At 40.7% G+C, this 25,703-nt stretch carries 25 protein-coding genes and 1 riboswitch; of the genes, 21 read left to right on the forward strand and 4 right to left on the reverse strand.

The window, feature by feature from the left end; genetic code table 11:
* Positions 1–166: 166 nt before the first annotated feature.
* Positions 167–1,279, reverse strand: coding sequence for a WG repeat-containing protein (locus PV403_RS06280; protein WP_332083894.1), 1,113 nt, complete (start codon positions 1,277–1,279; stop codon positions 167–169).
* A gap of 311 nt (positions 1,280–1,590) precedes the next feature.
* Between PV403_RS06280 and PV403_RS06285 the strand changes: the two genes are divergently transcribed.
* The 6 genes from PV403_RS06285 (at position 1,591) to PV403_RS06310 (ending at position 5,531) form a co-directional block, all read left to right on the forward strand.
* Entirely contained in the window at positions 1,591–2,250 is a 660-nt protein-coding gene (locus PV403_RS06285; protein ID WP_332083895.1) for a TetR/AcrR family transcriptional regulator, read from the forward strand.
* On the forward strand, positions 2,243–2,977 hold the full coding sequence (locus PV403_RS06290) for an ABC transporter ATP-binding protein (protein ID WP_332083896.1): 735 nt from the start codon (positions 2,243–2,245) through the stop codon (positions 2,975–2,977). Before PV403_RS06285 ends, PV403_RS06290 begins: the two co-directional genes overlap by 8 nt.
* Positions 2,978–2,993: 16 nt before the next feature.
* On the forward strand, positions 2,994–3,668 hold the full coding sequence (locus PV403_RS06295) for an ABC transporter permease (protein WP_332083897.1): 675 nt from the start codon (positions 2,994–2,996) through the stop codon (positions 3,666–3,668).
* Between the two features lie 43 nt (positions 3,669–3,711).
* Positions 3,712–4,482, forward strand: coding sequence for a DUF4097 family beta strand repeat-containing protein (locus PV403_RS06300; RefSeq protein ID WP_332084278.1), 771 nt, complete (start codon positions 3,712–3,714; stop codon positions 4,480–4,482).
* Between the two features lie 15 nt (positions 4,483–4,497).
* Complete coding sequence (locus PV403_RS06305) at positions 4,498–4,671, forward strand: hypothetical protein (protein WP_332083898.1); 174 nt, start codon at positions 4,498–4,500, stop codon at positions 4,669–4,671.
* Between the two features lie 92 nt (positions 4,672–4,763).
* Positions 4,764–5,531, forward strand: coding sequence for a hypothetical protein (locus tag PV403_RS06310; protein ID WP_332083899.1), 768 nt, complete (start codon positions 4,764–4,766; stop codon positions 5,529–5,531).
* 260 nt (positions 5,532–5,791) lie between these two features.
* On the opposite strand, the gene PV403_RS06315 is transcribed toward PV403_RS06310, so the two are convergent.
* The 3 genes from PV403_RS06315 to PV403_RS06325 all read right to left on the reverse strand — a co-directional run bounded on the left by PV403_RS06315 (position 5,792) and on the right by PV403_RS06325 (position 9,065).
* Positions 5,792–6,499, reverse strand: a complete 708-nt coding sequence (locus PV403_RS06315; RefSeq protein WP_332083900.1) for a 4'-phosphopantetheinyl transferase family protein — start codon at positions 6,497–6,499, stop codon at positions 5,792–5,794.
* Between the two features lie 10 nt (positions 6,500–6,509).
* Positions 6,510–8,006 (reverse strand): amidase, encoded by a 1,497-nt coding sequence (locus PV403_RS06320; RefSeq protein WP_332083901.1) that lies wholly within the window; start codon positions 8,004–8,006, stop codon positions 6,510–6,512.
* A gap of 108 nt (positions 8,007–8,114) precedes the next feature.
* The gene (locus PV403_RS06325) at positions 8,115–9,065 is read right to left on the reverse strand and encodes a DMT family transporter (protein WP_332084279.1); all 951 of its coding nucleotides are present in this window, start codon (positions 9,063–9,065) and stop codon (positions 8,115–8,117) included.
* A 133-nt stretch (positions 9,066–9,198) separates the two neighbouring features.
* Positions 9,199–9,343: riboswitch (FMN riboswitch) on the reverse strand.
* 434 nt (positions 9,344–9,777) lie between these two features.
* On the opposite strand from PV403_RS06325, the gene PV403_RS06330 reads away from it, so the two are divergent.
* The 15 genes from PV403_RS06330 (at position 9,778) to PV403_RS06400 (ending at position 25,632) form a co-directional block, all read left to right on the forward strand.
* Positions 9,778–11,166, forward strand: coding sequence for an amino acid permease (locus PV403_RS06330; RefSeq protein WP_332083902.1), 1,389 nt, complete (start codon positions 9,778–9,780; stop codon positions 11,164–11,166).
* A gap of 193 nt (positions 11,167–11,359) precedes the next feature.
* Positions 11,360–12,616 carry a VPS10 domain-containing protein gene (locus PV403_RS06335; protein WP_332083903.1) on the forward strand — a complete coding sequence of 419 codons (1,257 nt, stop codon included), beginning with the start codon at positions 11,360–11,362 and terminating at the stop codon, positions 12,614–12,616.
* A 115-nt stretch (positions 12,617–12,731) separates the two neighbouring features.
* Positions 12,732–13,130, forward strand: coding sequence for a DUF2500 domain-containing protein (locus tag PV403_RS06340; protein WP_332083905.1), 399 nt, complete (start codon positions 12,732–12,734; stop codon positions 13,128–13,130).
* A 184-nt stretch (positions 13,131–13,314) separates the two neighbouring features.
* The gene (locus PV403_RS06345) at positions 13,315–14,064 is read left to right on the forward strand and encodes an SDR family NAD(P)-dependent oxidoreductase (protein ID WP_213531226.1); all 750 of its coding nucleotides are present in this window, start codon (positions 13,315–13,317) and stop codon (positions 14,062–14,064) included.
* Between the two features lie 134 nt (positions 14,065–14,198).
* A complete protein-coding gene (locus tag PV403_RS06350; RefSeq protein WP_332083906.1) occupies positions 14,199–15,944 on the forward strand; it encodes a hypothetical protein in 1,746 nt (581 codons plus the stop codon).
* 154 nt (positions 15,945–16,098) lie between these two features.
* Complete coding sequence (locus PV403_RS06355; protein ID WP_213531230.1) at positions 16,099–16,299, forward strand: hypothetical protein; 201 nt, start codon at positions 16,099–16,101, stop codon at positions 16,297–16,299.
* A gap of 164 nt (positions 16,300–16,463) precedes the next feature.
* Positions 16,464–16,886, forward strand: a complete 423-nt coding sequence (locus tag PV403_RS06360; protein WP_332083907.1) for a cell wall hydrolase — start codon at positions 16,464–16,466, stop codon at positions 16,884–16,886.
* A gap of 42 nt (positions 16,887–16,928) precedes the next feature.
* A complete protein-coding gene (gene gerQ, locus PV403_RS06365) occupies positions 16,929–17,390 on the forward strand; it encodes a spore coat protein GerQ (RefSeq protein WP_332084280.1) in 462 nt (153 codons plus the stop codon).
* Positions 17,391–17,608: 218 nt separating this feature from the next.
* Positions 17,609–18,721 carry a hemolysin family protein gene (locus tag PV403_RS06370; RefSeq protein WP_332083908.1) on the forward strand — a complete coding sequence of 371 codons (1,113 nt, stop codon included), beginning with the start codon at positions 17,609–17,611 and terminating at the stop codon, positions 18,719–18,721.
* A gap of 93 nt (positions 18,722–18,814) precedes the next feature.
* Positions 18,815–19,735: an ArsR/SmtB family transcription factor gene (locus PV403_RS06375; protein ID WP_332083909.1), complete on the forward strand. Its 921-nt coding sequence runs from the start codon at positions 18,815–18,817 to the stop codon at positions 19,733–19,735.
* A 237-nt stretch (positions 19,736–19,972) separates the two neighbouring features.
* The gene (locus PV403_RS06380; protein WP_332083910.1) at positions 19,973–21,703 is read left to right on the forward strand and encodes an ABC transporter substrate-binding protein; all 1,731 of its coding nucleotides are present in this window, start codon (positions 19,973–19,975) and stop codon (positions 21,701–21,703) included.
* 83 nt (positions 21,704–21,786) lie between these two features.
* Positions 21,787–22,743, forward strand: a complete 957-nt coding sequence (locus PV403_RS06385) for an ABC transporter permease (protein ID WP_213531240.1) — start codon at positions 21,787–21,789, stop codon at positions 22,741–22,743.
* A gap of 12 nt (positions 22,744–22,755) precedes the next feature.
* Positions 22,756–23,679, forward strand: a complete 924-nt coding sequence (gene opp4C, locus PV403_RS06390) for an oligopeptide ABC transporter permease (protein ID WP_332083912.1) — start codon at positions 22,756–22,758, stop codon at positions 23,677–23,679.
* 11 nt (positions 23,680–23,690) lie between these two features.
* Positions 23,691–24,674: an ABC transporter ATP-binding protein gene (locus PV403_RS06395; protein ID WP_332083913.1), complete on the forward strand. Its 984-nt coding sequence runs from the start codon at positions 23,691–23,693 to the stop codon at positions 24,672–24,674.
* Positions 24,667–25,632 carry an ABC transporter ATP-binding protein gene (locus PV403_RS06400; RefSeq protein ID WP_213531246.1) on the forward strand — a complete coding sequence of 322 codons (966 nt, stop codon included), beginning with the start codon at positions 24,667–24,669 and terminating at the stop codon, positions 25,630–25,632. Before PV403_RS06395 ends, PV403_RS06400 begins: the two co-directional genes overlap by 8 nt.
* Positions 25,633–25,703 lie beyond the last annotated feature (71 nt).

The following is a 25,703-nucleotide window of genomic DNA, read 5'->3' on the forward strand; positions in this document are numbered from 1 at the left end:
GATTTTGGATTTCATTAGTAACAAGAGCACCTTAAACGGGAAAGAATAACCTCTTAAGGTGCTCTTTGAATCTGTTCCTTTTGAAGACACGTTACCATGAGATACTTGTGATGTATTTTTCATCTTTCTGATCATATTCTTGCTGGTATCCAGAGTACTCTCTAGTTCATTTAGTAATTATCCGTTTTTTAAGAATAACCGACTTACTTGGGGATGTAACAGCTATAGCGTACCCTCCATTAAAGGAAGAAGATTCTGCTCTATACTCAAGTTTAGTTAATAAGTTGCCATAACGATCAATATAACCGAACTTACCATCTGAGTTTGTTCCGATTCCCACTAAAGCGATTCCTTCTTTGAAATTAGATGCGTTGTTGTATTCTTGGTAACCAATGACCAACTTCCCTTTTTTATTGATAAACCCGACTTTACCACTTGAGTTGTATACGACCGCTAGTCCCTCGCTAAAATCACTTGCATTGTCATATCGAAAAGGGATGATGACCTTACCCTTCTTATTAATAAATCCCCATTTACCTTTGTTGTTCTGCACGGATGCTAATCCTTCAGAGAAACTACCACCTGATTTATATTGAAAAGGAATAATAACTTTGCCAGAAGTATCAATATACCCGTACTGTCCTTTATTATTTTGAACAAGGGAGAAACCTTCGGAAAACCCTCGAGCATAAGTGTAATCAATTGGAATTGTCAATTCACCGAGTGTATTAATGAATCCATTTTTATTACTTTTCGGATCAGTTACCATAGCAAGACCATTGCTAAAATAAAAATCGGAATCATATTTTTTTGGGAAATGAGAAATGATTTTTCCTGTTCTGTCTATAAGTTCTTGTTGATTCGTATTTGCTAAGGTTACATGAGATACGCCCTCAGAAAAATAGCCAGCTTCGGTAAACTGACAAGGAATCGCTAATTTCCCCTTTGTATTAATATAGCCATAGAGTTTTGTTTCTTTATTTTGTACCAAAGCTCGTTGTTCGTAAAAATCACTCATCGGTTTTACATTATCTGGGAGATGGAAAGCTTTATTTCCTTTAGTATTGTTGTATATTAGAGTTCCATCTGATTGTTCGGATAGTAACAAACCATTATGAAAGCTTCCATCACTTTGAGGCCTAGCGATATTGTGATCCAAGAATGTCTTTGAAACTTCGATTTTTGTTTTTATGATCTTGGTAGCTGCTGAACTCGGTTCTGAAAATGTGACATTCGTGAAGCTTAAGAGCAGTAATGCTAAGCATAATTTTCTAATCATTTTGATAGCTCCTTCGTTTTATTTTAATAATATATAGATTTCAAAAATCACTTGCTGTAATACAAACACATCAAATGTAAAAAAGTTTATTTATTTGTAGGATTCATCACAGTTAAGTACAAGGGCGAAAAGGATAACCAAATTAGAATATATAACCTAGTTATATTCGACTCCTGAGTTTATTAAAAGAAAGTAAAAGAGCTGTAGAGATACAGTTCTTTTTTTATGTTTATTTTTACTTTTATTGACATTATATGGTTCGTATTTTATTATAGATACCAACGGTCGGTATTAAAAAGAGGGAGGCTAATATGGCTAGAAATAAATATCCAGAACAGACATTGGAGCAAATCCTTGCAGTCTCATCCAAACTGTTTACGGAAAAAGGATTCGAGAAAACAAGCATACAAGATATTATTGATGAACTTGGAATGTCCAAAGGGGCTATTTATCATCATTTCAAATCGAAAGAAGACATCCTTGATGCGGTAATGAACAAACAATTCAGTTATGCTGCAAAGATGCTGGATGATCTAATTCAAAATACACAAGCCTCAAATGCGCGCGAGAAATTAGTTGAGATTTTAGAACATATTGTAGCTGATCCAGACGCCCATTCCATGGACGGAGTACTAAGTACACAGATTAAGAATCCGCAATTTGTAGTGACAGGTATTCAGGAAGGTGTGAAAAAAGATGCCCCGATTATTGCAAGGATCATGATGGAGGGAAAAGAGGATGGATCCATCACCACGGATTTTCCAATAGAGTGTGCTGAGGTCTTTATGTTACTCGTGAATATCTGGATAAATCCGCTATTGTTTGGACGGGGGCATGAGGAAACAGTGGATCGACTACATTTTTTACAACACATGATGAGGGTTCTGGGCGCAGATATTGTCAGTGATCAATTGCTTCATAAAATTACGGAACGTCATTCGGATATTGCAGGGTACAGTTCGGATGAGTAGTAACTTTGCAGTAAAAACAGAGGGTTTATCGAAGTTTTTTTTAGATAAGGAAGTGATTCAATCCTGCAGAATGTCTGTTCCTGAAGGAGTTATCTATGGATTTTTAGGACCAAATGGTGCTGGAAAAACAACGGTAATGAAGATTTTACTTGGATTACTTACCCCAACGGCTGGAAAAGTAGAAGTGTTAGGCATGGACGTAACGGAAGAGAGAAATAAAATCTTAACGCAAGTTGGCAGCCTAATTGAAGTTCCCGTTTTTTTTGAACATCTCTCTGCTGAGGAGAACTTAAGCTTGCATCTTGCTTATATGAATGTGGAAGAGGCAGACATATCCAAGGCGTTGCAAATGGTAGGTCTCGTGGGGACCGGTTCTAAGCCTGTATCTAAATTTTCTTTAGGGATGCGCCAGCGACTTGCAATTGCAAGATCATTCATTCATCATCCTAAACTTCTCATTCTTGACGAACCTATTAATGGGCTTGATCCTGTCGCTGTTCGAGAGATGAGAAACCTGTTTCTTACTCTAGTGCACGACCATGGTATGACCATTCTTTTATCCAGTCATATCATTTCAGAGATCGAACATATTGCAGATATCGTAGGGATTATTACAGAAGGAAGAGTAGAGAGGGAAATGCCTCTAGCGGACATCAAGACTCAGTTTGAAAATGGCCTGGAAGACTACTTTTTTGATATCGTGAGCGGAGGTAACCAGTTTGCTTAGGATGATGAAATTGGAGATGAAAAGAAATCATCTTGGCTCTTATGTTACGGCTAGTATCATTTTTGGAATTGTACTTATTGGTTTTATGTATTTTGTTGCCTATGTTGCGCAGGTGGAGAATGAACCGGATTTTCAGACTTACCCCAATATTTTTTTATTCACTACCATCGTCAGTATGATTGTGTTTTCCGTTTTGTCTTCTGTAATGTATTCACGATTTGTAATTGAGGAATATAGCGGTACAAGATTAGTGCTTTTGTTCTCATATCCAGTCAATCGGAAAAAAGTACTTCTGGCTAAAGTGGGAATAGTGGTCTTATTTACTACGGTTGCCATGATCATCTGTAATATTCCAGCAGTTCTGATTTTTAGTCTAACGGAGTCATTTATACCTATCGTAAGTGACACACTTTCAATTGAACTATTGATGTCCATAATTAAAATGATCCTTGTACTGTCTATCAGCGTAAATGGTATTTGCATCATCGCCATGAGAATTGGTTTTGTAAAAAAGTCTATACCCACAACAATGGTTACCTCTTTCATTCTATCTGCAGTATATGCAAATGCCATGATAGGAAGTTTTGGAAATGATGCTATCCTGTTTTCCCTGTTAACCCTCGTCGTTGCAGTGAGTACCTTTATACTTTGGGAATTGATGAACAAGGTGAACAGCATGGAGATCGATTGATAAAACAAAAACGTTTTATTATAGGAGTGATCGTGTGTCTTTAATGAGTGAATTTGAGATACGAAAAGAACAAACGATCCATTATTCAGTTAGCCATTTGATGATAGATTGGCTCTCAGATGATATTCGAATTTTACCCACAGAGTTAAACGATATTCGGATTGTTCAAAAAGCTAGTAACAAATTTCCTGAAAGCAGACTTTTTTATACTGACATCAGGTCTGATGAACTGCGGATTGTTGATGGTAGAAAAGAAGCGATAAGGATTGGGTTTCAATTTCGTCGTACGATACTGGAAGTATATCTTCCTGAGAAGGTATGGAACTCGGTGAACCTCACAACAGTTGGTGGCCGGGTGTATTTTAAAGAAGTGAGTGCTATGAATTGTAAGTGCCGAATCACATCTGGGAGAGCGGAGTTATCAGGGAATATACAAGAATTGGATCTAGGCATTGTAGGTTCTAGTGTTATTGGAGAGAAGTTAATCGTTGATAAGCTGCATATCAATTCAACTTCATCTAAATTGGAACTTACAGGTGAATTCTCAGAGATCGATTCGTCTAACAAGGGAAGAGGGATGACAATTCGATCCCGGATTGTACCCGAAAGAATCCGCTGTGTAGGAACGGGAGCAAGGGTTATCATCTCTATTCCTGAAAATGACGGCTTTGTTTTTAAGTTCAAAAAGGTTTCAGGCAATTTCAAAAGTGATTTTCCTTTAATTTCGGAGGGGAAATTATTTACCTATTTACAAGCAAGGAGGAGCTATAGCGCTGAGGTTAGAGGGGGAGAGTTTTTATTAAGGAAACATTGAAGGGGGATAAGGAAGATGGCGGGCTTTATTGTAGGAACAAGTTTAGCGGTAATTATATTGATTACGGGAATCGTAGGTCTACTGATCAGTAAGCAAAAGGGAAAGAAGAACAAGTGGGCATTTTGGTTCATCTTGTTTGGATGCTGTGCAATCATAAGTGCATTTATTAACGCAGGTGGTTTAACTTAATTGTCCAAATTAGAAATAATTCCATTATTTTGAAAATATTTTTACTTGTATTATACTAATGTGTAAAGGTGAGTTTATTGGGAGGTTTAATCTTGAAAAGAATATTCAAAATAATGTTAGCTTTCACATTAGTTTCTCCTGTTTTTCAATTCAATCAACACTTTAGCAATGAAGCTAAAGCACAAATGGTAACAAATGATAACTCTTCATATTTCATAACGAAAGAAAAGCCTAGTAAAAAAGAAACAAAAAACAAGATTGTATTTGAGCAGGATAACGTAAGTGTAATAGCTACTAAGAAGAAGTCGGCTAATCCTCCATCTGACACCCTGATAGATTCTGTAGAGATTATAAACGGGACTCAAAACTATACTATAAATTTTACAGATGAGTTTGATTCGATTAATTCAATTTCCATATCCCCAACCCAAAAATTTCTTGCGCTACAAGCAGGGAGTCTCGGCTACAACAAATTATATGTCATTAATCTCAAAGATGGTTCTTACGAACTGATTAATAGTATGGTGAAAAGTTCGAAACCAGTTGAAACCGTGACTGCTTACAAGTGGTCTCCTAATGGTCAAAAGCTTGCCTTCTCGTATGGAGATCCCTCATTAAGTAGAATCGCAGTCTATAATGTGTTTTATAATACATTTACTTATGTACCAAGAGAAACAAGAACGATTTCTACTGCATTTATACTTTGGGACAAAAAAGGTTCATTCATTGATTATGCAAGTAGTGAGTATCCATCTGATCTCTATAAGTTATTTAGATATTCTTTTGACACGAAGAAAAATAAAGTTGTAAAAAAACTAAATGCTAAGGAACTGGCACAAATGAATTCCTTAAATGAATAACTTAATAACAAGCAAGCTTAGGAAATAGGCACTAGATCTGAGGATGGATTTATTAATAATTTCCAATTGATTTTAAATGATCAGTAATAGATATCGTTAAACATAGCTGTGAGGCGAAGTAAAGAGACTGGTATAGTACACCAATATCAACGCATACATAAACGTAAACGTAAACGTATGTGTAATTTAAATAGGCGTAGTGCAAGGGACATCCCTCTGCACTACGCCTATCTTTTTTATATATCGATGTAGTTACCTTTTCAAATTATTGAAATCAGTTTATCCCAACGAACGGCTTCAACTTGTTCGGGAAAGTCTGGCTCACGCCCACATACGGCAAGAGCATACCCGGGGGCAATCCTATATTGTTTAAAATACCAGCTGGTATCCGGTTTACCCGAACGATAGAACTTTATTTTATTATGCTCCCGATTATGCTCCTGAAATTCAAACGAAAAAGAGTCAAGCGGAATCGAGAGCCCCGCACCTTCTGCTTTAATATAACTTTCCTTTAGCGTCCACAGATCGTAAAAAAGAGATTGCTGTTGTTGTTCCCCGTTTTGTTTCCGAAGCAGGCTGACTTCAGTAGGTGAAAAGAAGCGCTCGGCAATAGAGATCTCTGTGGGATTAGCGGCCGTCTCAATATCGATCCCAACCGGCTTATAATCAAAAGCGGCTACGACCCAATCTTCAGAATGAGAGATATTATAGTGACATGAAGGATACCCTGCAAGTTCTGGTTTACCATAAGCATTATATTTCTTAACAAGCCCAGAGGGGGGGATTCTCCACCGCTCTAAAGCATATCTTTGCAGAAGAAGTTCACCGCAAAGGGTGCGCAGCTGATCTTCAGGCTGACGAAACTTCTGAATCTTAGCTTGCAGCTGAGAGTTCATTAAGGGTATGATTCGCATCCAGTCTTTACCCGAATCTAATATTGGACGGAGATGCACTGACCAGATATCCATTTGTCACGTCCTATTCATTTTTTAACATGGGATTGTCCATGAGATCTACCCAAAGCGATGAACTTTCGAGTAAGGAAGCTAAGGTGAATAACTCATTCTCATGCCCCTTTGCGGCCATCACTTGTACGCCGATGGGAAGTCCTGACTCTGTTAGATGAATAGGAAGACTCATCGCTGGATTGCCTGTAAGATTAGCTAACTGTGTAAACGGGGTATAGGTCAAGCTTGGAAGGAACATTTCATAGATAAGTTCCTGTTGTTTAGCCTTTGGTAAATCGCTCACGGAAAGCAAGTGCTCGATCTTTTCTGGTCCAGGCGTAAGTTCTCCCACAAGCGGTGCTGGATAGGCATTGGTTGGTGTAATGTAAAAATCATAACGATCATAAATCGTACCCATCTGAGCAGCAGCGACATCCCATTCCGCTAAACTGTGGACAAATTCGGCAGCAGATAACTTACGGCCTGCTTCAAGCAGAACCCATCCTTCGATTTCGATATCTTCTGCAGTAATGGATCTGCCAAGTCCGCGTTCCATGCCAAGAACCATAGCCGCCATTTCACCGCTGTTCATCATGTAATAGTTCTCCATCAGACGGACCCCATTCACAGGGCTCAGTTTTTCTTCAATAACATGTCCTTCAGATTCTAAAAAGCGAACCAGTTTGTGTACCGCTTCTATAGCATCTTCACTCACTGATGTACCAACAGGTGAAGTGGTAGTATATGCAATTCGGTATTTACGTTTAAGCGGCTCATACATATCTTCGAGATAACGTCCTGGATAAAGCGGAACTTGAAAAGCGGCTTCATTCTGAATGACTTGGAGTACATCGAGAAGAGCAGCACTGTCTCTGACCGTCTTGGATAATGCAAAATCAATGGAGGCTCCTTGCCATTGTCTACCCACACCAGGGCCAACCGGTGTACGTCCTCGGGTCGGTTTAAGTCCAAAGAGTCCGCTGAATGATGCAGGGATACGAATGGATCCTCCGCCATCACTAGCCCCAGCGATCGGAACCATTCCAGACGCCACGGCCGCTGCGGAACCTCCGCTGGAACCGCCAGGGGAGTGCATGGTGTTCCATGGATTCCGAGCGGGTCCATGCAGCTTTGGTTCGGTAATATTTTTGAGGCCAAATTCCGGTGTATTGGTATGCCCGATCGGAATAAAGCCGGCTTTTCTTAACTTGGCAACGAAATGAGAATCATATAAAGGTTTGTGCTGTTTAAACAGCTTAGAACCAGAGGTGAGCGGTTCACCGGCAATGGCTTGGGAAATATCTTTTAACAAAATAGGAACGCCTGCAAAAGGCTGCTCCATTATGCTCACCTGTTCAGCTTCTTTCAAAGCTTGTTCATATCGTGTATGTACTACGGCATTTACTTTTGTATTTTGGTTTTCTACTTTTTCTATTGCAGCTTGAATTAACTCGGCAGGTGAAGTTTCCCGGTCTCTGATGAGCTGAGCAAGTCCTACGGCATCATAGGAAGTGTACTGGTTTTTCATGTCAATCATCCCTTTCTGATTATGATTTTACCATACGCAAGAGCTTTGTCGTTATCTCGCACATGAAAAAAAGCCATGTCCAGAAGACATGGCAGGATCGGACCTTTATTAGTTTATAGAAAGTTGGTTCTGATTCGTCTGTTGCTGACGCGTTAGGATAAACAGAACGGACCATATAAAGATAAAGCCTACGAGCTGAGCTAGTGTAATCATTTCACCAAAAGCAAGCCAGTTTACAATAATACCTGTCATCGGAAAACTGAGTTCAGCGAGTGTAGCCATAGATGCTTTCGTTGAAGATAAACCTTTATAGTACAGAAGCAGACTAAGTAGTCCTGGCAGTAAAGCTTGCGCGAGTAAATTTATAATAATACTGGTAAGTGCAGGACCCGCTTGAGGAAGATTGGTTACTCCACCTTCGATCCATGTCATTCCAACAAGCAAAGGAATGGCGAATACATACCGGATGGAAGTAACGGTACTATACTGGATCTGTCCAAGGAGCAGACGGCCCATTACTGTGGATCCACCCCATAGAGCAGCTGCTAAAAGTGACAAGATGCTGCCAATTTTGAGCCATTGGGTTCCCTCACCAAAAGGTAAGTGAAATCCAAAGGTAAGTAGATACGTACCGATGATCGCTATGGTAAACAGAGCGCCAAACTTTTGTGGCAATGTTTCTTTAAGGATCAATTTTGCTAAAAGAATAGCAAAGATAGGCTGCATTTTTTGCAGCAAGATTACTGCATTTAAGTCACCGTTTGTCAGTGCCATCGTGAAGATAACAGACGCAAGTGCAGATCCACCCCATGAAATAAATAACATGGCAAGGTAGTGCTTTAGCTTCAAGTGTTTCAATTCATGACGATTCTTCCAAAGGATCGGACCTGCGACAAGACATACGAGTAAATGTTCTACGAGAACAACTTGCATCGAAGTCAGATGTTCTAACAAGTTGATACGAAACAGGGGACTTATTCCCCATAAAGCTGCCCCAAGGGCAACCAGCCAAAAACCAGTCGAACTTGAATTTCTTTTTGCGTGGGTAGTGTTTTCCATCATCAAACTCCTCCATCGAATTTGAAAATGGTATCTTCAGTTAACAAAACCCCTATCATCTCAGCATTTTGCATGCCAAAAACAATAGGGGTTGATCAAACAAACATGCGAAATAACACGGCACGTTGCGATATTTGATCTTCTCTCATCCGGACTGTACCGTCGGCTTTGGAATTTCACCAAATCAGTCAATCTTCTATAATAAGAAAATTGAGTCGCGGGCTTCGCTAAAAAGCGTCACCGCCGGTTGGGAATTTCACCCTACCCCGAAGATCCATTATTCAATTAGCTGATATATTTTAGTAAGTAAATGAGTTGTTGTAACTCTGTAGCTGTTATCATAATACAGGAAGCGCTATCACAGCAAGTACTTTTTTTATAGACACTTATACTTACTAATATCTTCTATTCATATAAGTTAAGCGCTCATCAAAATCGGTCGCATCATCAGATGACATCATCCTGAATTTCATTATACACAGGAATTGATAATTTTGTGATTGATATGTACCTTTTACGGACCTATACAGCGTCTTTTTTATGCTGGAAATAGCGTAATACTAGTGGAAATGGAAGATTGAGTAAGAGAAGTGTAATGATTTGCTTAATCCTTTAAATATTCATTGACAGGGTCATTCCATATTTAGATAATAAAACAGCATTGCTATGAAACTTGCGAATAGTAGGGCAACTTACATCTAGGAGTGACTTTATGGATTTATTACGTAAGAAACATTTTGACCCCAATCAAAAAACGGATAACAATCTAAAGAAATCGCTGGGCCCTTTTGATCTGACCGTCCTTGGAATAGGGGCGATTATCGGAACGGGTGTCTTTGTCGTTACGGGAACTGCTGCCGCAGATAATGCCGGTCCAGCACTCGTTATTTCATTTGTTGTTGCTGCCCTGGTATGTATTCTTGCAGCACTTTGTTATTCTGAACTAGCTTCAACGGTAACGATATCCGGCAGTGCCTATGCATACAGTTACGCCGCTTTTGGTGAAGTGTTTGGCTGGTTAATGGGTTGGGCTCTTGTACTCGAGTACGGCTTAGCTGCCGCTTCTGTTGCGAGTGGGTGGTCTGCCTATGTGCAAGGACTATTAGCTGGTTTTAATATCCATTTGCCTGCTGCATTGTCTGGAGCATTTAATGCAGCCTCAGGACAAATTGTGGATTTACCGGCCGTTATTATTATCTTGCTAATTTGTTTGCTATTAACAAGAGGCGCGAAAGAAACGGCTAGATTTAATGCGTTTATGGTGTTTGTTAAAATAGCTGTCATTCTCATATTTGTCATCGTTGGAGCTTTTTACGTGAAACCGGATAACTGGACACCGTTTATTCCATTCGGATATTCAGGGATTCTGAGCGGTGCTGCGCTAGTGTTTTTTGCCTATATTGGTTTCGATGCTGTAGCAACCGCGGCGGAAGAAGTTAAGAACCCACAGCGAGATCTGCCGATCGGTATTATTGCTTCACTATTAGTGTGTACGTTACTCTATGTAATTGTTGTTGTAGTCCTGACAGGCATGGTACCTTATACAGAGCTTAGTGTAGCTGATCCGGTAGCCTTTGCACTTCGGTTCGTTGAGCAAGATTTTGCAGCAGGACTCATATCGCTTGGGGCGATTGCTGGAATAACAACCGTTTTACTTGTACTGTTATTCAGTCAAACAAGACTATTATTCGCCATTTCTCGTGATGGACTGCTTCCTAGATTTTTATCCAAAGTAGATGAAAAGAGACAGACTCCTGTTCGAAGTACTTGGATGGTTGGACTTGTTATTGCCTTGTTATGCGGATTCCTTCCACTTGATAAACTGGCAAGTCTGACAAATATGGGCGCATTATTCGCTTTTGCTATCGTATCTTTAGGTGTAATTGGATTGCGTAAAGCAAGACCGGACCTTAAGCGAGGCTTTACGGTTCCGTGGGTACCATTTCTTCCTTTGTTAAGTGCTGGTTGTTGTTTCCTGCTCATGTTCCAATTAGACATTTGGACCTGGATGGGATTCATCCTTTGGATGATCGTAGGACTTCTTATTTATTTATTCTACGGATACTCGCATAGTGAACTTGGTAAAAACAATCCTAAATAAACCATTTTTTCTAGATAAACATACTGATTTTAAGAAGCTTTCGGCTATTGCCGGAAGTTTTTTTATTTATCACAGACGAAACCATTTCAGTTGTGAAATGGATTCAGACAAGTAACAGATTTGACTCTCATTCAAAACAAATTATGCTATAATGACTAACTTAGAGAAAACGCTATGGTAGAAAGGTGATAACATGCGTAGAGCAATCGTATGGTCATTAGCATGTATGCTGGTATTGCTGCTTGCAGCCTGCAGTTCGAAAGAGTCCGAACAAGTGCAGCCGATCATAAAAGAAGAACCTGTAGAGACAGGGCAAACCCTTACATTAGTAGAACCAGAATATTATGAAGTACCGGATAGTAATAAATATCAAATTCAAACAAGATTGACTGATTTTCAACTCATCCATGGTTATGGAGGTCTTGCTTGGGGCGTTACTCGTAATGAATTAAGACTGTATTATACGCGAGATAACGGAGCAACCTGGGTTAATATTTCTCCTTCAGCCAATGTGAAGTTTTCATCTAACCCTGTTTACGGAAAAGATATTTTCTTTTTAGATGGAGAACATGGATGGATCGTTCGTTCAGGAACAGATGGAACCAATAATGTCGTTCTGCGTACGGATGACAGCGGAGAGAGCTGGAAGATCGCTTCACTTGAAGAATCACAAACCGTAACAGCCCTTCATTTCAATTCCAGTACACACGGTTATCTCATGACGAGTGAGAGTGTGGGGACAGTAAAAGAACAAAAAACATTATATATTACGACCGATGGCGGAGTTAACTGGACCCAAACATCAACGAATAATCCAATTCAGGCTACAGATGAAGCGATTCCACTACAAGGTTATGCGATGGGCATGATGTTTACAGACAACGGGAAAGGTTTTGTACCTGTACTAGAGCTGGGAACACCAAAAATGTACGTAACTAGCGATGACGGTGAGACTTGGAGCATGGACAAGTCATTTTTTAATCGTACTTCATCACTTCATACGAAATGCTCTTCGTTTACAATGGGAGAAATGGAGTCATTAAGCGTTAATCATCATAAACTTTACATACCGCTAGGATGTTCTGAAGGAGACCAAGTTAAGTACAGCGGATTATTCACAGATGATAGCGGCGATACATGGAATCATGTCCAATTTGAGCTGCCGGCAGAAAGCGGGACAGATAAACGGCTGTATCCTACTTTTGTCTCTGATCATATAGGGTGGATGTTACAAGGAAAAACAATATACCAGACAACTGATCAAGGGAAAACTTGGTCTAAACTTGCAGGCAGCAAGAATCTGTCTGATTTATTGGATAAGTACCCTGAGGTTGTGAAAATGCAGTTCGTTACGACAAAAGTCGGCTGGATCTTACTTGAAAATGCAACGGAGAAGAAATCAATATTGATGCAAACGACGGATGGCGGGCTGAACTGGGAAGTGTTATAACAAAGAAAATTTGTATTATTCTGCTAAAGAGATGACAAGTTCCTTTCCATAGTGGCATATACTTGAACAGAATGACGGTTTGTCAGAAGCCAGAACTTGGACGGGAGGAGACGGCGTGGGATTTGAATCTTTCTGGATGTTTGATTTTTTCGGAACGGTATTCCCTGTAGTGTTTGTCGTGATTCTCGGTATTATTGCTCTTTCTATTGGAAAAGAAGCTCTTCAGTGGGGGAAAAACAAAAAACAGCCTGTCCTCACGGTGCATTCTCGGATTACGGGTAGACGTATTTCTGTACAGCAGCAGACAAATCAGAGCGAAGGCAACCATACGAGAACCATGTATTATGTCACGTTTGAAGTAGAGAGTGGCGATCGATTGGAGTTTAAAGTCGCCGGTAAAGAGTATGGTCTATGCTCTGAAGGAGATGAGGGAAGACTCACTTTTCAAGGAACGCGTTACATAGGCTTTGAACGTCTTGCTAGAGTATATGCCGAGCCGGTTCACGGGTCTTAGGGAAAGATACGGAGCTGATGCATGAGTGAAGTTGTTTTCTATTCATTTCTCTTGCCATAATAATGTATAGGTCGTCCCTGACAAGGGCGGCTTTTTTTGATGTTTATTCGAAATGAATAGAGTAACTTGGTAGAACTAGGGTAATGAGTAGGAAAGGAATTCAGAAGGGAAGGGTGATGAGAAAATGAGATTTGAAAATAGGGTAGTCATCGTAACGGGAGCCGGCAGCGGGATCGGTAAAGAAGTGGCAGGTGCTTATGCCATGCAAGGAGCAAAGGTCGTTCTTGCGGATCGCCATGAGGAGAAGGGAGCAGCGGCGGCTGCATCGCTGCGTCAAGATGGATACGAAGCGATGTTTGTCCACTGTGACGTTAGGTCAGAAGAAGCAATTCTAACACTCATGGAAGCTGCGGTAACTGAATATGGACAGATTGATGTTCTAATTAATAATGCAGGATACGGGATTTGGAAATCACCTTATGAACTCACTGTAGATGAATGGGATGATGTGATGAACACAAATGTCCGCAGCTGTTTTCTTGGGACAAGGATCGCAGCCAAATACATGAAAAACAACAAAAATGGCGGCTCTGTAGTCAATATTTCTTCTACCCGGGCTACCATGTCAGAGCCAAATTCAGAAGCTTATGCTGCTTCTAAAGGAGCTATTATTTCGCTTAGCCATGCGATGGCTTTATCCTTGTCATCTGAACACATCCGGGTCAATAGTATCAGTCCGGGATGGATTGAGACTGGTGAATATGAACAATTGCGCCCAGAGGACCATTCGCAGCATCCAAGCGGAAGAGTGGGGAAACCATCGGATATCGCGCGTGCCTGCTTATACTTGACCGACCCTGAGAACGATTTTATTACAGCAGAGAATCTAGTTGTTGATGGTGGAATGTCACGAAAAATGATATATCAGCCCTAGCCTAGGACTCCTATCAAAATTGTATAATATTTCTGGATGAGCCCAACATGAGCACGAGGGCTCATTTTTTTTGCTCTATTCCACTGTTATAATAGCGTTGGCTTAAAAAAAGAGAAAAGAAGTGGAGGTAAGATATGTACGGGAAACTTTCCCGCATGCTCTTGTGGGTTGTACTTCTTGCTAGTGTAACATGGTTGACAGCTTTTGATTCTTCAAAAGAAACTACTCGGGCAATGTGGCTTTGGCAAGCTGAATCGATTCAGGACGGCGGCCAAGATATACTAGATTACGCAGACAATCATCGGATTAATCATATTTATTTACGAATTGATATGGAGCAACCTGCCGCAGTATACCAACGTTTTATCCTTCGTGCACATGAGAATGGAATAAAAGTGGATGCGCTGGGAGGTCACCCAAAGTGGGCGGCGGAAGGCGGAGAAGTTCCGTTATTGCGTTTTGCTAACTGGGTTGTTGACTTTAATAGAGAATCAGAAGAAAATGAAAAATTTAGTGGAATTCATCTGGACATAGAGCCCTATGTTCTAGGGGAGTGGGAGATCGATAGCGATGAGGTCACTCGGACTTATCTTGCGAATATTGAAAAGTTCCTGTCTGTCATTGAGCAAGAACCTAGCCTGGATTCAGCTATAGATCTTCCCTTCTGGTATGATCACTATTATAACCCAGACTCACAAGAACCGCTGATTCAGTGGTTTATGGGCAGGTTTGATCAAATTGCTTTAATGGCTTATCGTGATAAAGCAAGTGGGGTGGGCGGGATTGTCCAAGTTATTCAAGAAGAGATGGAGTGGTCAAGCAATTACTCTGCAAAAATCATTGTTGGAGTTAATGCGAAACCAATGCCGGGAGAAGAATTCACCACATTTGCTGGAAAGTCGAAAGAGAAGATGGAACAAGCTCTTCAGGAAGTGACAGCATCCTATGCAGGTTATTCCAGTTTTGCAGGGGTTGCCATTCATGATTATGTATATTGGAGTCAGATGACACAAGATACAGTAAATCCAGAGCCGACACCAGAACCAGAGCCGACACCGGACCCAGAACCAGAACTGCCGACTGACTCTATTCGTGGAACTTATATATGGAAAGCAGAACAGATTATTAATGAAAGTGACCAAGTGCTCGAGTTCTTACAAGAGAAAAAGGTAAATTTTTTATATGTAAGACTTGATCTTGACCAGCCGTATTCACTGTATCGCAATTTTGTGGGTCAAGCTGCAGCGATGGGAATTGAAGTTCATGCGATGGGCGGTCATCCAAGTTGGGGACTTGAAGAAAACAGATCACGTCTAACGAGGCTCATTAATTATGTGAAACAATATAACCTACGTGCAGCAGAGGATGAAAAATTCCACGGCATTCATTTAGATATTGAGCCTTATACTAACTCAGAATGGGATAATAATCGAGAACGTGTGCTTAAAGAGTGGGCATCTAATATAGAGTATTTCGCTCGTGAGACCAAAAAAGATTCCGATCTCAAAACAAGTGCTGATTTAGCTGTATGGCTTGATCGTCATGAATTACCAGGAAAAGATATGAGTGTAACGGAATGGATGATTCGTACATTGGATCATATCTCACTTATGGCTTTCCGAGATACAGCAGAAGGATCTAACGGAATTGCGACCGTTGTAGCTCAAGAAATGGAAATTGCTGATCAATTAGGCAAGCCGCTGCTGATTTCGGTGGAAATGAAAGAAAGTCATGAGGGAAATCATATTACTTTTTATGAAGAAGGCGAAGCTTATATGGAATCAGAACTAGCGAAGTTGCCAGGTCTGCTTGCGGAATATAATGCTTATCAGGGGTATTTAATTCATTCTTACGATTATTGGATTAATGCGAAGCCATAAAGAATTATTTAATAATCTCATATAGAGATGAGAAGAGCGGACTAAAGAAACTTTTAGTTTGCTCTTTTTTCATATGTTCATTTCTCTATCCGTTATATATTTCCAATTAGAGATTTGTTAAACTGGAAAAAAAGATATAATCTCGGAGGAGTCTATGTATCTGATTAACTTTTTTGAAGGCAAGCATATGTTACATGCAGAGGTTGAGCCTAGAACGAGTTTTGGTCCTCTATCTTCAGGTGAAGACACGTACGATCCTATTCTTGTGATAACTAGTGTCGTTGTCTTGCTTGTTTTTCTCGTTGTAGGTTATTATGTGTCTCGCTATTTTCGTAATCATCGGAATAAAAAATGAGTAAGAAATAAGAAGAATGTTGGGCTCTTGTGAAAAGAAAACCCAAGATTCTTTTTTTATTCAAAAAAATAATTGAAATAAATTGTCACGATCTGGGCGAATGCACAATAAGATATAAAGTATAGCCATGAGAACAGATAATACGGGAAGGAGGAAGACTTCCATTGGCAGTGATTAAAGCGAATTCCGAAGATGTGAAATTACTGGCGAGACTTATGCGTGCGGAAGCGGAAGAAGACGGTGATACAGGGATGCTCCTTGTAGGGAATGTAGGGGTCAATCGAGTGCTCGGAGGATGTCTGGATTTCCGGAATATCCGCTCTGTGAGTGAGATGGTATTCCAGAATCCGGGAGGATTTGAAGCAACCCAAAAGGGATATTTCTACCAGGCAGCAAGGGAATCAGAGATCAGACTCGCTCAGCGGGTAATCAACGGGGAAAAGATATGGCCGGCAAGTAACGCACTTTGGTTCTTTAGACCATCTGGGGATTGTCCGCCGACTTGGTACAATCAAGCAAATACAGGGAGATACCGAGCACATTGTTTCTTTAGTCCTTCAGGAGAGGATTGTCCTGCTGTTTATTAGTTTTTTGAAAAAAGTATCCATCTAAAATCAGGGAGGTTTTTAATTATGTTTAACCAGCCTTACCAACCGGTCACATATAAGATTGGAAATGGGGGACCTGGATACGATCCAAGAAATATGGGAATGCCTTCGATGCCAATGATGCCTATGATGCCAAATACAACCGTTGTTCCTCCAGAAGTGAGCAGTGGAAGCGTGATGACTCCAGGGGGGGCAGTTATTCAGCAGACTCTCCCTTTTACCGAACAATCTTTTATCGAGAATATTCTTAGGTTAAATCTAGGAAAGATTGGGACTTTCTACGCTACTTATGAAGGAAACAGAGAGTGGAATGCTAAGATCTTCAAAGGAATTCTGGAAGCAGCTGGACGTGATCATATTATCATAAGTGACCCAAACACAGGCCAACGTACGATAATTTTAATGGTGAACTTTGATTACGCTACGTTTGATGAACCGCTGAATTATGAATATCCATATGCACCGCCTACTGCTCGGCGGTAAAACTTAGGATTATGGACGTTTTCTCATAATCCCTAATAAAACACATAATGCATTAGTAAGCCGCCGGGTACACAATTTATCTTTTTTTGTGTACCCGGCGGTTTTTTATAGCACTTATTTTGGGCTCTGCCTCATATATATTATCAAGATCACAGACATAGAGGGATAAAAGGAGGTGAACCTATTCACTGAATTTTCACGGTGGATAGGACAATCATTTGGCTGATCCTTTACCGGCTATAGAGCTATTCATGATGATGACAGGTCTTTCACTGATCAGTGCCATGTTTGGTTTTTTTCAGAATCAGTTAGTTCTTCTTGCTCCAGACTCGGAACCGCCCAGACTCATAAATAATAAGTTTCCATCTGCCTTTGATAAGGCCGGACTGCATCTGCGAGCACATGTGCGAATCTATATCTATTTATGCAGAGCAGGAATGATTTTACCGCTAATTGCAGCTGGAATGATGGCTGTAGGAAGTATATCGCGCATCGTTACTGCTATTTTTGTGGTTCTTTTTGTTATTGAATATATGGTTTGCGGCAGTATAATTTCCAAACTGTGGTTAAAAAGAAGTGAAAAAGGGTCCTCTTCTCCTGTAAGTATTTCTACACTAGATCATAAGGAAAGTGTTTTACTTAACCAAAATCTTCTGGAATTCTCTTCAAGGACAGCAAGGGAAATCATGATTCCACGTACAGAAATGATATGCCTCAACACAGAATGGAGTGTCCATGAAAATCTGAAGCTGGCAAGTATAGAGATGCGTACTCGCTATCCAGTATGCCAGGGAGATAAGGATCATATTATTGGATTCGTTCATATCAAAGATTTATTTATGTCGGGAATGGAGGATTATATAAGGGCAATCAGACCTGTTTTGAGTATCCCGGAATCCACTTCGATTGACTTTTTACTGAAACAAATGAAGGAATCGAAGACGCAAATTTCCATTGTGATTGACGAATATGGCGGAACATCTGGACTCGTAACCTTAGAAGATATCGTTGAAGAAATTGTTGGTGAAATTCAGGATGAGTTCGATAATGAACGGCCGCTTGTGGAATATTTGGGTGATGGCTTCTATTCTATTGATGGATTAATGTTAATTGAAGATGTAAACGAGCATTTTGAACTGTGTCTGGACGACAATCAATATGATACGATTGGGGGCTGGCTGTTTTCTGAATTAAGATCTTCCTCTCCTCAAAAAGGGGAATATATTATCAAAGCGGGCTTTAAGTATGTTATAGAAGAGATCGAACATCTGCGAATTTCCCGAATACTTTTGTTCCCTAAGCAGGATACAAATGAGCAAACGGGTACGTAACTCGCTGCCTTATATAAAGAAATCTTATAAATCGCTTACTATTCCATCCTTCCTTCGAACGTTATAATATAGGGTACGAAGGAGTGTGAAGCTATGAGTTATGATATTACCTTTCGGTTTAAACCCGTATATGAATTTATGAACAGTCTTCATACTTTTATTTGTCGCAAATCACATAAAAAGATTGAACTCACACCGAGGTGGGTCAAAGAGACTCAAAGTATGCTGACTACAGAGTACAGTTCTTTATTGCGCGAATGGCAAATGGATGAAGAATGGAAGTACGCCTATCTGTTGTTAGAACAAGAAGACATATATACTGCTGAAGATTACATAACCTTTTTAGAAAATACATCAGACAAAGATCTGCTTGACCATTTCGTTACTCTTTGCAAAGATTGGAATTTTAAAGTTCCCGATTTTGAAATGAAGAAATTTAAAGAGAGGTATAAGGAACTATTTTACGAATGGAATGAACAATATTTCAAACAGCTTAGTCCTGAGGTGTGTAAAGCCCTTCAAGCAGAATATGCAGTTCGACTTGCTGAAAAAGAATATAAATCGGTAGATTCATTAGTCGATGAAACGACTCGAGGGCTCGTGTTTGGCAGAACGGAGAGTCTAGTCCGAATTGTGCTCATTCCGCAGTACCATTTTCAGCCGCTGCATATATTTTGGCATTATGGAAATACGATTGTTTGCCACTATGCAGCGCCTGTTTACCTTGGGGATGATGCCGTTATTCCTCCGCATGATTTGCGAGTGATTCGTAGTCTGGGGGAGAAAAATCGTTTGAAAATACTTAAGTATCTGCACCAAGGACCGAGATCCTTTATAGAAATTGTCAGGCATTTAGAGCTCTCGAAGGGAATTACACATGATCATATTTCAAAACTGCGCAGCAGTGGACTCCTATATGCTCATTTTGATGGAGAGAATCTGATCGAATATAGCATCAGATCGCATGCGCTGCGTCAGGTGGAACAAAGTTTACTAAATTACATAGAAAGTTAAAAAATTAGAAAACCATCAAATTCCTTGTATGATAAGGGGTTTGATGGTTTTATTTCTCAGAAAAAGATAAAAATTTGAAAAAAATACATAAAATTAACTGGTTCTCTATTTACAGAACTGCAATTCGTTTCTATAATAATGACTAATCAATAAAAACACACCTAGTTTATCGGAATTATTACTCATGTGTTTTGTAAGGGCGTTACTAAAAAATATAAAGAGACGGAGAGATGTTTTATGAAAAAAAGGATCGTCTATGCTTCCTCGTTATTGCTTGCTGGCTCGCTTTTGTTATCTGCATGTTCAGGAGAAGGAGCTTCACCTGCCGATACGGGCACAGGTACACCAGTTGATGCTCCGTCAGGTGAAGCTCCTGCTGCCACAAACCTGTTAACGGAAAAGATACCTGCATCAGATATCAGCAAATTACCTCAAACGGCTGTACAAAGAACAGATACGGTTATTGTGGGACTCACCGATCCAAGCGGATCGTTCACTCCTTATTTCTCACAGAGCGGTTATGACGGTAACGTTGCTTCCCTTTTGTACACATCTCTTATTACTTCGGACGCTGAGGGACTCCCTGTAGCAGATTATGCAGAAAGTTATGATGTTTCTGAAGATGGATTAACATATACATTCCATTTACCTGAAAAAGGCTCGTTTAGTGATGGATCACCGCTCACTTCGGAAGATGTTGCATTTACTTGGACGCTTCTGCATGACAAAGCTTACGATGGCGATACCGATATTACACTGATGAAAGTGAAAGGCGGTCTTGCTTACAAAGAGGGGAAAGCAGACAGCATCGAAGGTATTAACATAGTTGATCCTTATACGATTTCAGTAACGCTTGAGGAACCCAATGCAACTGCTCTTCTAAATCTCGGCGGTAACGTGCTGTCTAAAGCTTATTACGGTAAGGATTATAAATTTGGGGAACTTACTTATTTGCAAAAACTACATGCTGCTCCGCTGGGTAATGGTCCCTACATATTAGAGAAATTCTTGCCAGGACAAGAGGTTCGTTTCACAGCAAATGAACATTATCTGAAAGGAAAACCAAGTGTAGAACGTTTTATCTATAAAACTTCTCAGGGCGATACATGGCAATTCCTTGAAACAGGCGAAGTGGATCTTGCTTCTTACACAGCAACACAGGAAAACATTGATAAATTAAAAGGTCTCGGCTATGTCGATATCCTGCCTTATACACCAAGCACTTATGGATACTTCCAATTGAATCTTGAGAATGAACAGATGAAAGAAAAAGAAGTGCGCCAAGCTATTACTCACGGATTAAATCGTCAAGCTATTTATGTAGATGCCAATCAAGGAGCCGGTGAAGTAGCTAATATTCCAGCAGCTCCCATCTCATGGTCTTATACCGAAGAAGGAATTAACCCATACGAGTATAATCCAGAAAAAGCGAAGGAACTTCTTGATGCTGCAGGCTGGACTGTAGGCGGAGATGGGATTCGTGAGAAAGACGGCAAAAAATTATCCATTCACTATCTTGGTTCCAAAAGCCCGGCAACTGATATTTTTATCGCGGTAGCCAAAGAGAATTTTGCCGAAATCGGTATTGATTTTCAGCCAGAAGTATTTGCAGACTTTAACGCTTTAGTGTCAAAAGTAGAAAGTAAAGATTACGATATGGCTGCATTCTCAACGCCAATGCTGACAGATCCTTCTGATGGGGTTATCCAATTTATCGATGGTTCATTGCCTGGTTACGACAATCCGAAAGTAAAAGAATTGTATGCAAAAGGTCTAGCTACGGTAGATACGGAAGAACGTAAAGCGGTGTATCAAGAATTGTATCAAATTCTGAACGATGAACTCCCGGTTATCTTTACTTCTTATCGGAAATCGGTATACGCAAACAATGGAAGACTTACGAACGTAAGTATCAGCCCTTACAAAGGCATTGCACAATCATTGCCTGAATGGAAAATAGAACAATAGCATTTGGTTAGAATTAAAAAGTTAGCTTATGTCCGTCCTAGATCCCTAGGCGGACATAAGCTTTAACAGATAAGGAGCATAACATGAGCACTTACCTTGTCAAAAGACTCACCTACATACTTGTTATTTTGCTGGCTGCGTCATTTCTTATTTTCAGTCTATATGCGCTTACGCCAGGAGATTATGTGTCGAGTAATATCAAGCTAAGCCCAGAACGTAAAGCGGAGCTGCGGGAGTTATATGGACTTGATAAACCGCTGCTTGATCGCTATGTGATTTGGATTAAAAACGCGCTTCAAGGCGACTTTGGTTATTCGCTAGCGCAACAAAAACCCGTGCTAACTCTTTTTAATGAATATATATGGAATTCATTCCTACTTGCCGCCGTGTCGACTTTTTTCACATGGCTCATTGCCGTTGTGATTGGAGTCATTTCCGCTTACAAACAGTATTCTTGGTTTGATACCGTAGTGATGCTGATTATTTTTGCAGCGATGTCCATTCCGTCCTTTTTTATTGGACTTTATTTAATCAAGATGTTTGCCGTAGACCTGAAATGGCTTCCGCCAGGCGGGATGACAACAACGGGTAGTAATGCAACCGGTCTTGCTTATGCCAAAGAAGTGATTCAGCATATGGCACTGCCTGTCGTTGTCATGACACTGCTTGGAATCGGCTCACTCACAAGATATATCCGCAGTAACATGATTGATGTAATCAAACAGGATTATATCCGAACAGCAAGAGCTAAAGGGCTTACTGAACGTAAAGTGCTCTTCACACATGCTCTCCGAAATGCTCTGCTTCCGGCGATCACTCTCATCGGTTTTGAGCTTCCCGGACTATTTGGCGGATCGTTAATTATTGAGAAGATTTTTAACTGGCCGGGTATAGGACAGCTTTATATGTCGTCTTTTTCTTTGCGTGATTATCCTCTGCTGATGAGTTTTACTGTATTTATTGCGATTTTAACTGTCCTTGGCACCTTGTTGTCGGACCTGCTGTATCGACTTGCAGATCCGCGTGTCAAGCTCGATTAAGGGGTGGATCGAATGTCATCAATTAGCGGAGCTACAAAAACAACTACAGGGCCTGGAGTGGACTATAGATCATCTTTATGGCGCCAATCCGTTCGAAAACTGCTGCGTAACAAACTAGCAATTTTTGGTCTTGTTGTGGTGATCCTGATGTTTCTTATCTGCTTCTTAGGTCCGCTATTCTCTCCTTACGCAGATAACAAAATCAATATGCTGGAGATGAAGAAAGCACCGAATGCAAAACACTGGCTCGGAACAGATAACTTAGGACGAGATGTACTTACTAGAGTGATGCAGGCAGGACGTATATCCCTGACAGTAGGGCTAGCCTCCATGATGTTATCTGTTCTCATTGGAGCGACGCTTGGGGCAGTAGCTGGATATTATAGAGGAGTTGTAGACCAACTCATTATGAGAATTGCAGATTTGCTGCTAACGATTCCGAGCCTTCCGCTGTTATTTATCGTTGGTGCGCTTTTATCAGAATGGAAAATACCCCCAGATTACCGAATGTACGTGGTTATGCTGATGCTTGGACTCGTCAATTGGCCGGGACTCGCCAGAATGGTGAGGGGACAGATGCTGAGCTTACGAGAAAGAGAATTTATGCATGCCGCAACTGTCCTCGGACTCAGGGATCGAAAAAAACTGTTCCATCATCTATTGCCGAATATTTATCCGCTTCTTATTGTTATGGCAACCTTAAGCATCGGCGGTGCGATTCTAAGTGAATCGGTGCTGAGCTTCTTTGGATTAGGTGTTATGCCGCCGACGCCAACATGGGGCAATATGATTGATGCTGCGAATAACTTAATTGATTTTCAACAGCATCCATGGCTTTGGATGCCGCCTGGTTTTTCTATTTTTATTACAGTCATTGCCATTAACATATTTGGGGACGGTTTACGTGATGTGCTTGATCCCAAACAGAAGAGGTAGGTGAACACCAAATGGAATCGTTACTGCAAATTAATCACCTGAAGACACATTTCTATACAGATGAAGGACCCGTAAGAGCAGTAGATGATGTGAGTATTACGGTACCTAAAGGACAAACCGTATGTATTGTTGGAGAATCGGGATGCGGTAAAAGTGTAACTGCCATGTCCATCATGGGTTTGATTGAGGAACCTGGGGGCAAAGTTGTAAATGGAGAAATTAATTTTATAGGCCAAGATCTGCTGAAAATGGACAAAAACGAATTTCGAACCATTCGTGGTAATGACATAACGATGATTTTTCAAGAGCCAATGTCGAGTTTAAACCCTGTAATGAAGATCGGTGAACAGATTATGGAGCCGCTTATCATTCATAAAAAAATGAAAAAAGACACCGCTAAAAAAAGAGCGATTGAACTCTTGAAAGAAGTTGGAATCTCTCGCTCCGAGCAAATCGCAGATTCTTATCCTCATGAACTGAGCGGAGGAATGCTGCAGCGTGTTATGATTGCAATCGCGATCTCATGTAATCCAAAACTCCTTATTGCTGATGAGCCAACAACAGCTCTTGATGTTACCATTCAAGCCCAAATTCTCGAAATGCTCCGTAAAATCAAAGAAGATTCTAACATGTCGATTCTGATGATTACACATGATTTGGGTGTGGTTGCCGAAATGGCCGACTACGTTGTTGTTATGTATTCCGGCAAAGTAGTGGAAGAGGGCGAAGTGGTTGAGCTTTTCCGTTCTCCCAAACACCCTTATACACAAGGACTTCTTAAGTCTAAGCCGGTTATTAATCAGCGGCAGGATGAACTTTACTCTATACCGGGACAAGTACCGAATCCGCTGACGCTCACGGAATCCTGTTACTTCAGTGATCGCTGTGAACACTGCATGCCGATCTGCAGAACGAATGAACCGGAATTGAAAGAAGTAGCTCCACTACAGAAAACGGCATGCTGGTTATACGAGGAGGTGGCTGCTCGTGTCTGAAGCACTACTTGAAGTGAAGTCACTAAAAAAGTATTTTCCCGTAAAAAAAGGGCTTATGGGCCGAACGGTAGGGTATGTAAAAGCAGTAGATGATATAAATATCACTTTGTATCCGGGCGAGACATTTGGTCTCGTAGGTGAGTCTGGGAGCGGAAAAAGTACGGTGGGACGTACCATTTTACGACTCCATGACAAGACGGCAGGAGAGATTCGGTTTCAAGGAAAAGACCTGTATGCTCTATCACCGCAAGAGTTAAGACAGCTTCGACCCAAAATGCAGCTTATCTTCCAAGATCCGTATAGCTCTCTGAATCCGAGGATCCGCGTGGGAGATGCCATTGGTGAAGCTCTCTTAGATCATCAGCTTGTACCTAAAGATAAGATCCGTGAAGTCGTTACAGAGGTGTTAACTTCATGCGGTTTATCTGCTTATCATTATGATCGATTTCCGCATGAATTTTCCGGGGGGCAGCGTCAACGGATCGGGATTGCGAGAGCCCTTGCCCTCAACCCAGAACTGATTATAGCGGACGAACCGGTATCTGCTCTTGATGTTTCTATTCAGGCACAGATCATTAATTTATTTAAAAAATTGCAAGTCTCAAGAGGCCTCACCTATCTATTCATCTCTCATGATCTAAGTGTTGTTGAACATTTGTGTGATCGCATCGGAGTGATGTATCTCGGCTCCATGGTGGAGATGGGTACAAGGGATGATCTATTTCTTCGCCCGCTGCATCCTTATACAAAGGCTTTGTTGTCTGCTGTACCTATTCCGATACCTAAACTGAAGAGGGAAAGAATTGTACTAAAAGGAGATATCCCATCTCCCATGAATCCACCTTCCGGTTGCAAGTTTCACACTCGTTGTCCTTTTGCAGTCGAACGTTGTTCTTCTGAAATACCGCTATTTAGAGAAATTGAACAGGGGCATCATGTGGCTTGCCATCTCGTGTAGCAGTGAGCTAATATGCTTAGATATCATAAAATAAGAAAACCACTAAGACCGTTTCCTAATGGAGACGGTCT

The organism is Paenibacillus sp. GYB006 (assembly GCF_036577645.1).
In the GTDB taxonomy this organism is placed as follows: Bacteria; Bacillota; Bacilli; order Paenibacillales; family Paenibacillaceae; genus Paenibacillus.

Coding starts and splice junctions, on each gene's coding strand:
- PV403_RS06345 (WP_213531226.1), top strand. CDS start 13,315: ATGAGATTTGAAAATAGGGTAGTCATCGTAACGGGAGCCGGCAGCGGG.
- PV403_RS06385 (WP_213531240.1), top strand. CDS start 21,787: ATGAGCACTTACCTTGTCAAAAGACTCACCTACATACTTGTTATTTTG.
- PV403_RS06305 (WP_332083898.1), top strand. CDS start 4,498: ATGGCGGGCTTTATTGTAGGAACAAGTTTAGCGGTAATTATATTGATT.
- PV403_RS06355 (WP_213531230.1), top strand. CDS start 16,099: ATGTATCTGATTAACTTTTTTGAAGGCAAGCATATGTTACATGCAGAG.
- PV403_RS06330 (WP_332083902.1), top strand. CDS start 9,778: ATGGATTTATTACGTAAGAAACATTTTGACCCCAATCAAAAAACGGAT.
- PV403_RS06285 (WP_332083895.1), top strand. CDS start 1,591: ATGGCTAGAAATAAATATCCAGAACAGACATTGGAGCAAATCCTTGCA.
- PV403_RS06380 (WP_332083910.1), top strand. CDS start 19,973: ATGAAAAAAAGGATCGTCTATGCTTCCTCGTTATTGCTTGCTGGCTCG.
- PV403_RS06350 (WP_332083906.1), top strand. CDS start 14,199: ATGTACGGGAAACTTTCCCGCATGCTCTTGTGGGTTGTACTTCTTGCT.
- PV403_RS06295 (WP_332083897.1), top strand. CDS start 2,994: ATGAAAAGAAATCATCTTGGCTCTTATGTTACGGCTAGTATCATTTTT.
- PV403_RS06290 (WP_332083896.1), top strand. CDS start 2,243: ATGAGTAGTAACTTTGCAGTAAAAACAGAGGGTTTATCGAAGTTTTTT.
- PV403_RS06300 (WP_332084278.1), top strand. CDS start 3,712: ATGAGTGAATTTGAGATACGAAAAGAACAAACGATCCATTATTCAGTT.
- opp4C (WP_332083912.1), top strand. CDS start 22,756: ATGTCATCAATTAGCGGAGCTACAAAAACAACTACAGGGCCTGGAGTG.
- PV403_RS06335 (WP_332083903.1), top strand. CDS start 11,360: ATGCGTAGAGCAATCGTATGGTCATTAGCATGTATGCTGGTATTGCTG.
- PV403_RS06320 (WP_332083901.1), bottom strand. CDS start 8,006: ATGAAAAACCAGTACACTTCCTATGATGCCGTAGGACTTGCTCAGCTC.
- PV403_RS06375 (WP_332083909.1), top strand. CDS start 18,815: ATGAGTTATGATATTACCTTTCGGTTTAAACCCGTATATGAATTTATG.
- PV403_RS06325 (WP_332084279.1), bottom strand. CDS start 9,065: ATGGAAAACACTACCCACGCAAAAAGAAATTCAAGTTCGACTGGTTTT.
- PV403_RS06315 (WP_332083900.1), bottom strand. CDS start 6,499: ATGGATATCTGGTCAGTGCATCTCCGTCCAATATTAGATTCGGGTAAA.
- PV403_RS06280 (WP_332083894.1), bottom strand. CDS start 1,279: ATGATTAGAAAATTATGCTTAGCATTACTGCTCTTAAGCTTCACGAAT.
- PV403_RS06395 (WP_332083913.1), top strand. CDS start 23,691: ATGGAATCGTTACTGCAAATTAATCACCTGAAGACACATTTCTATACA.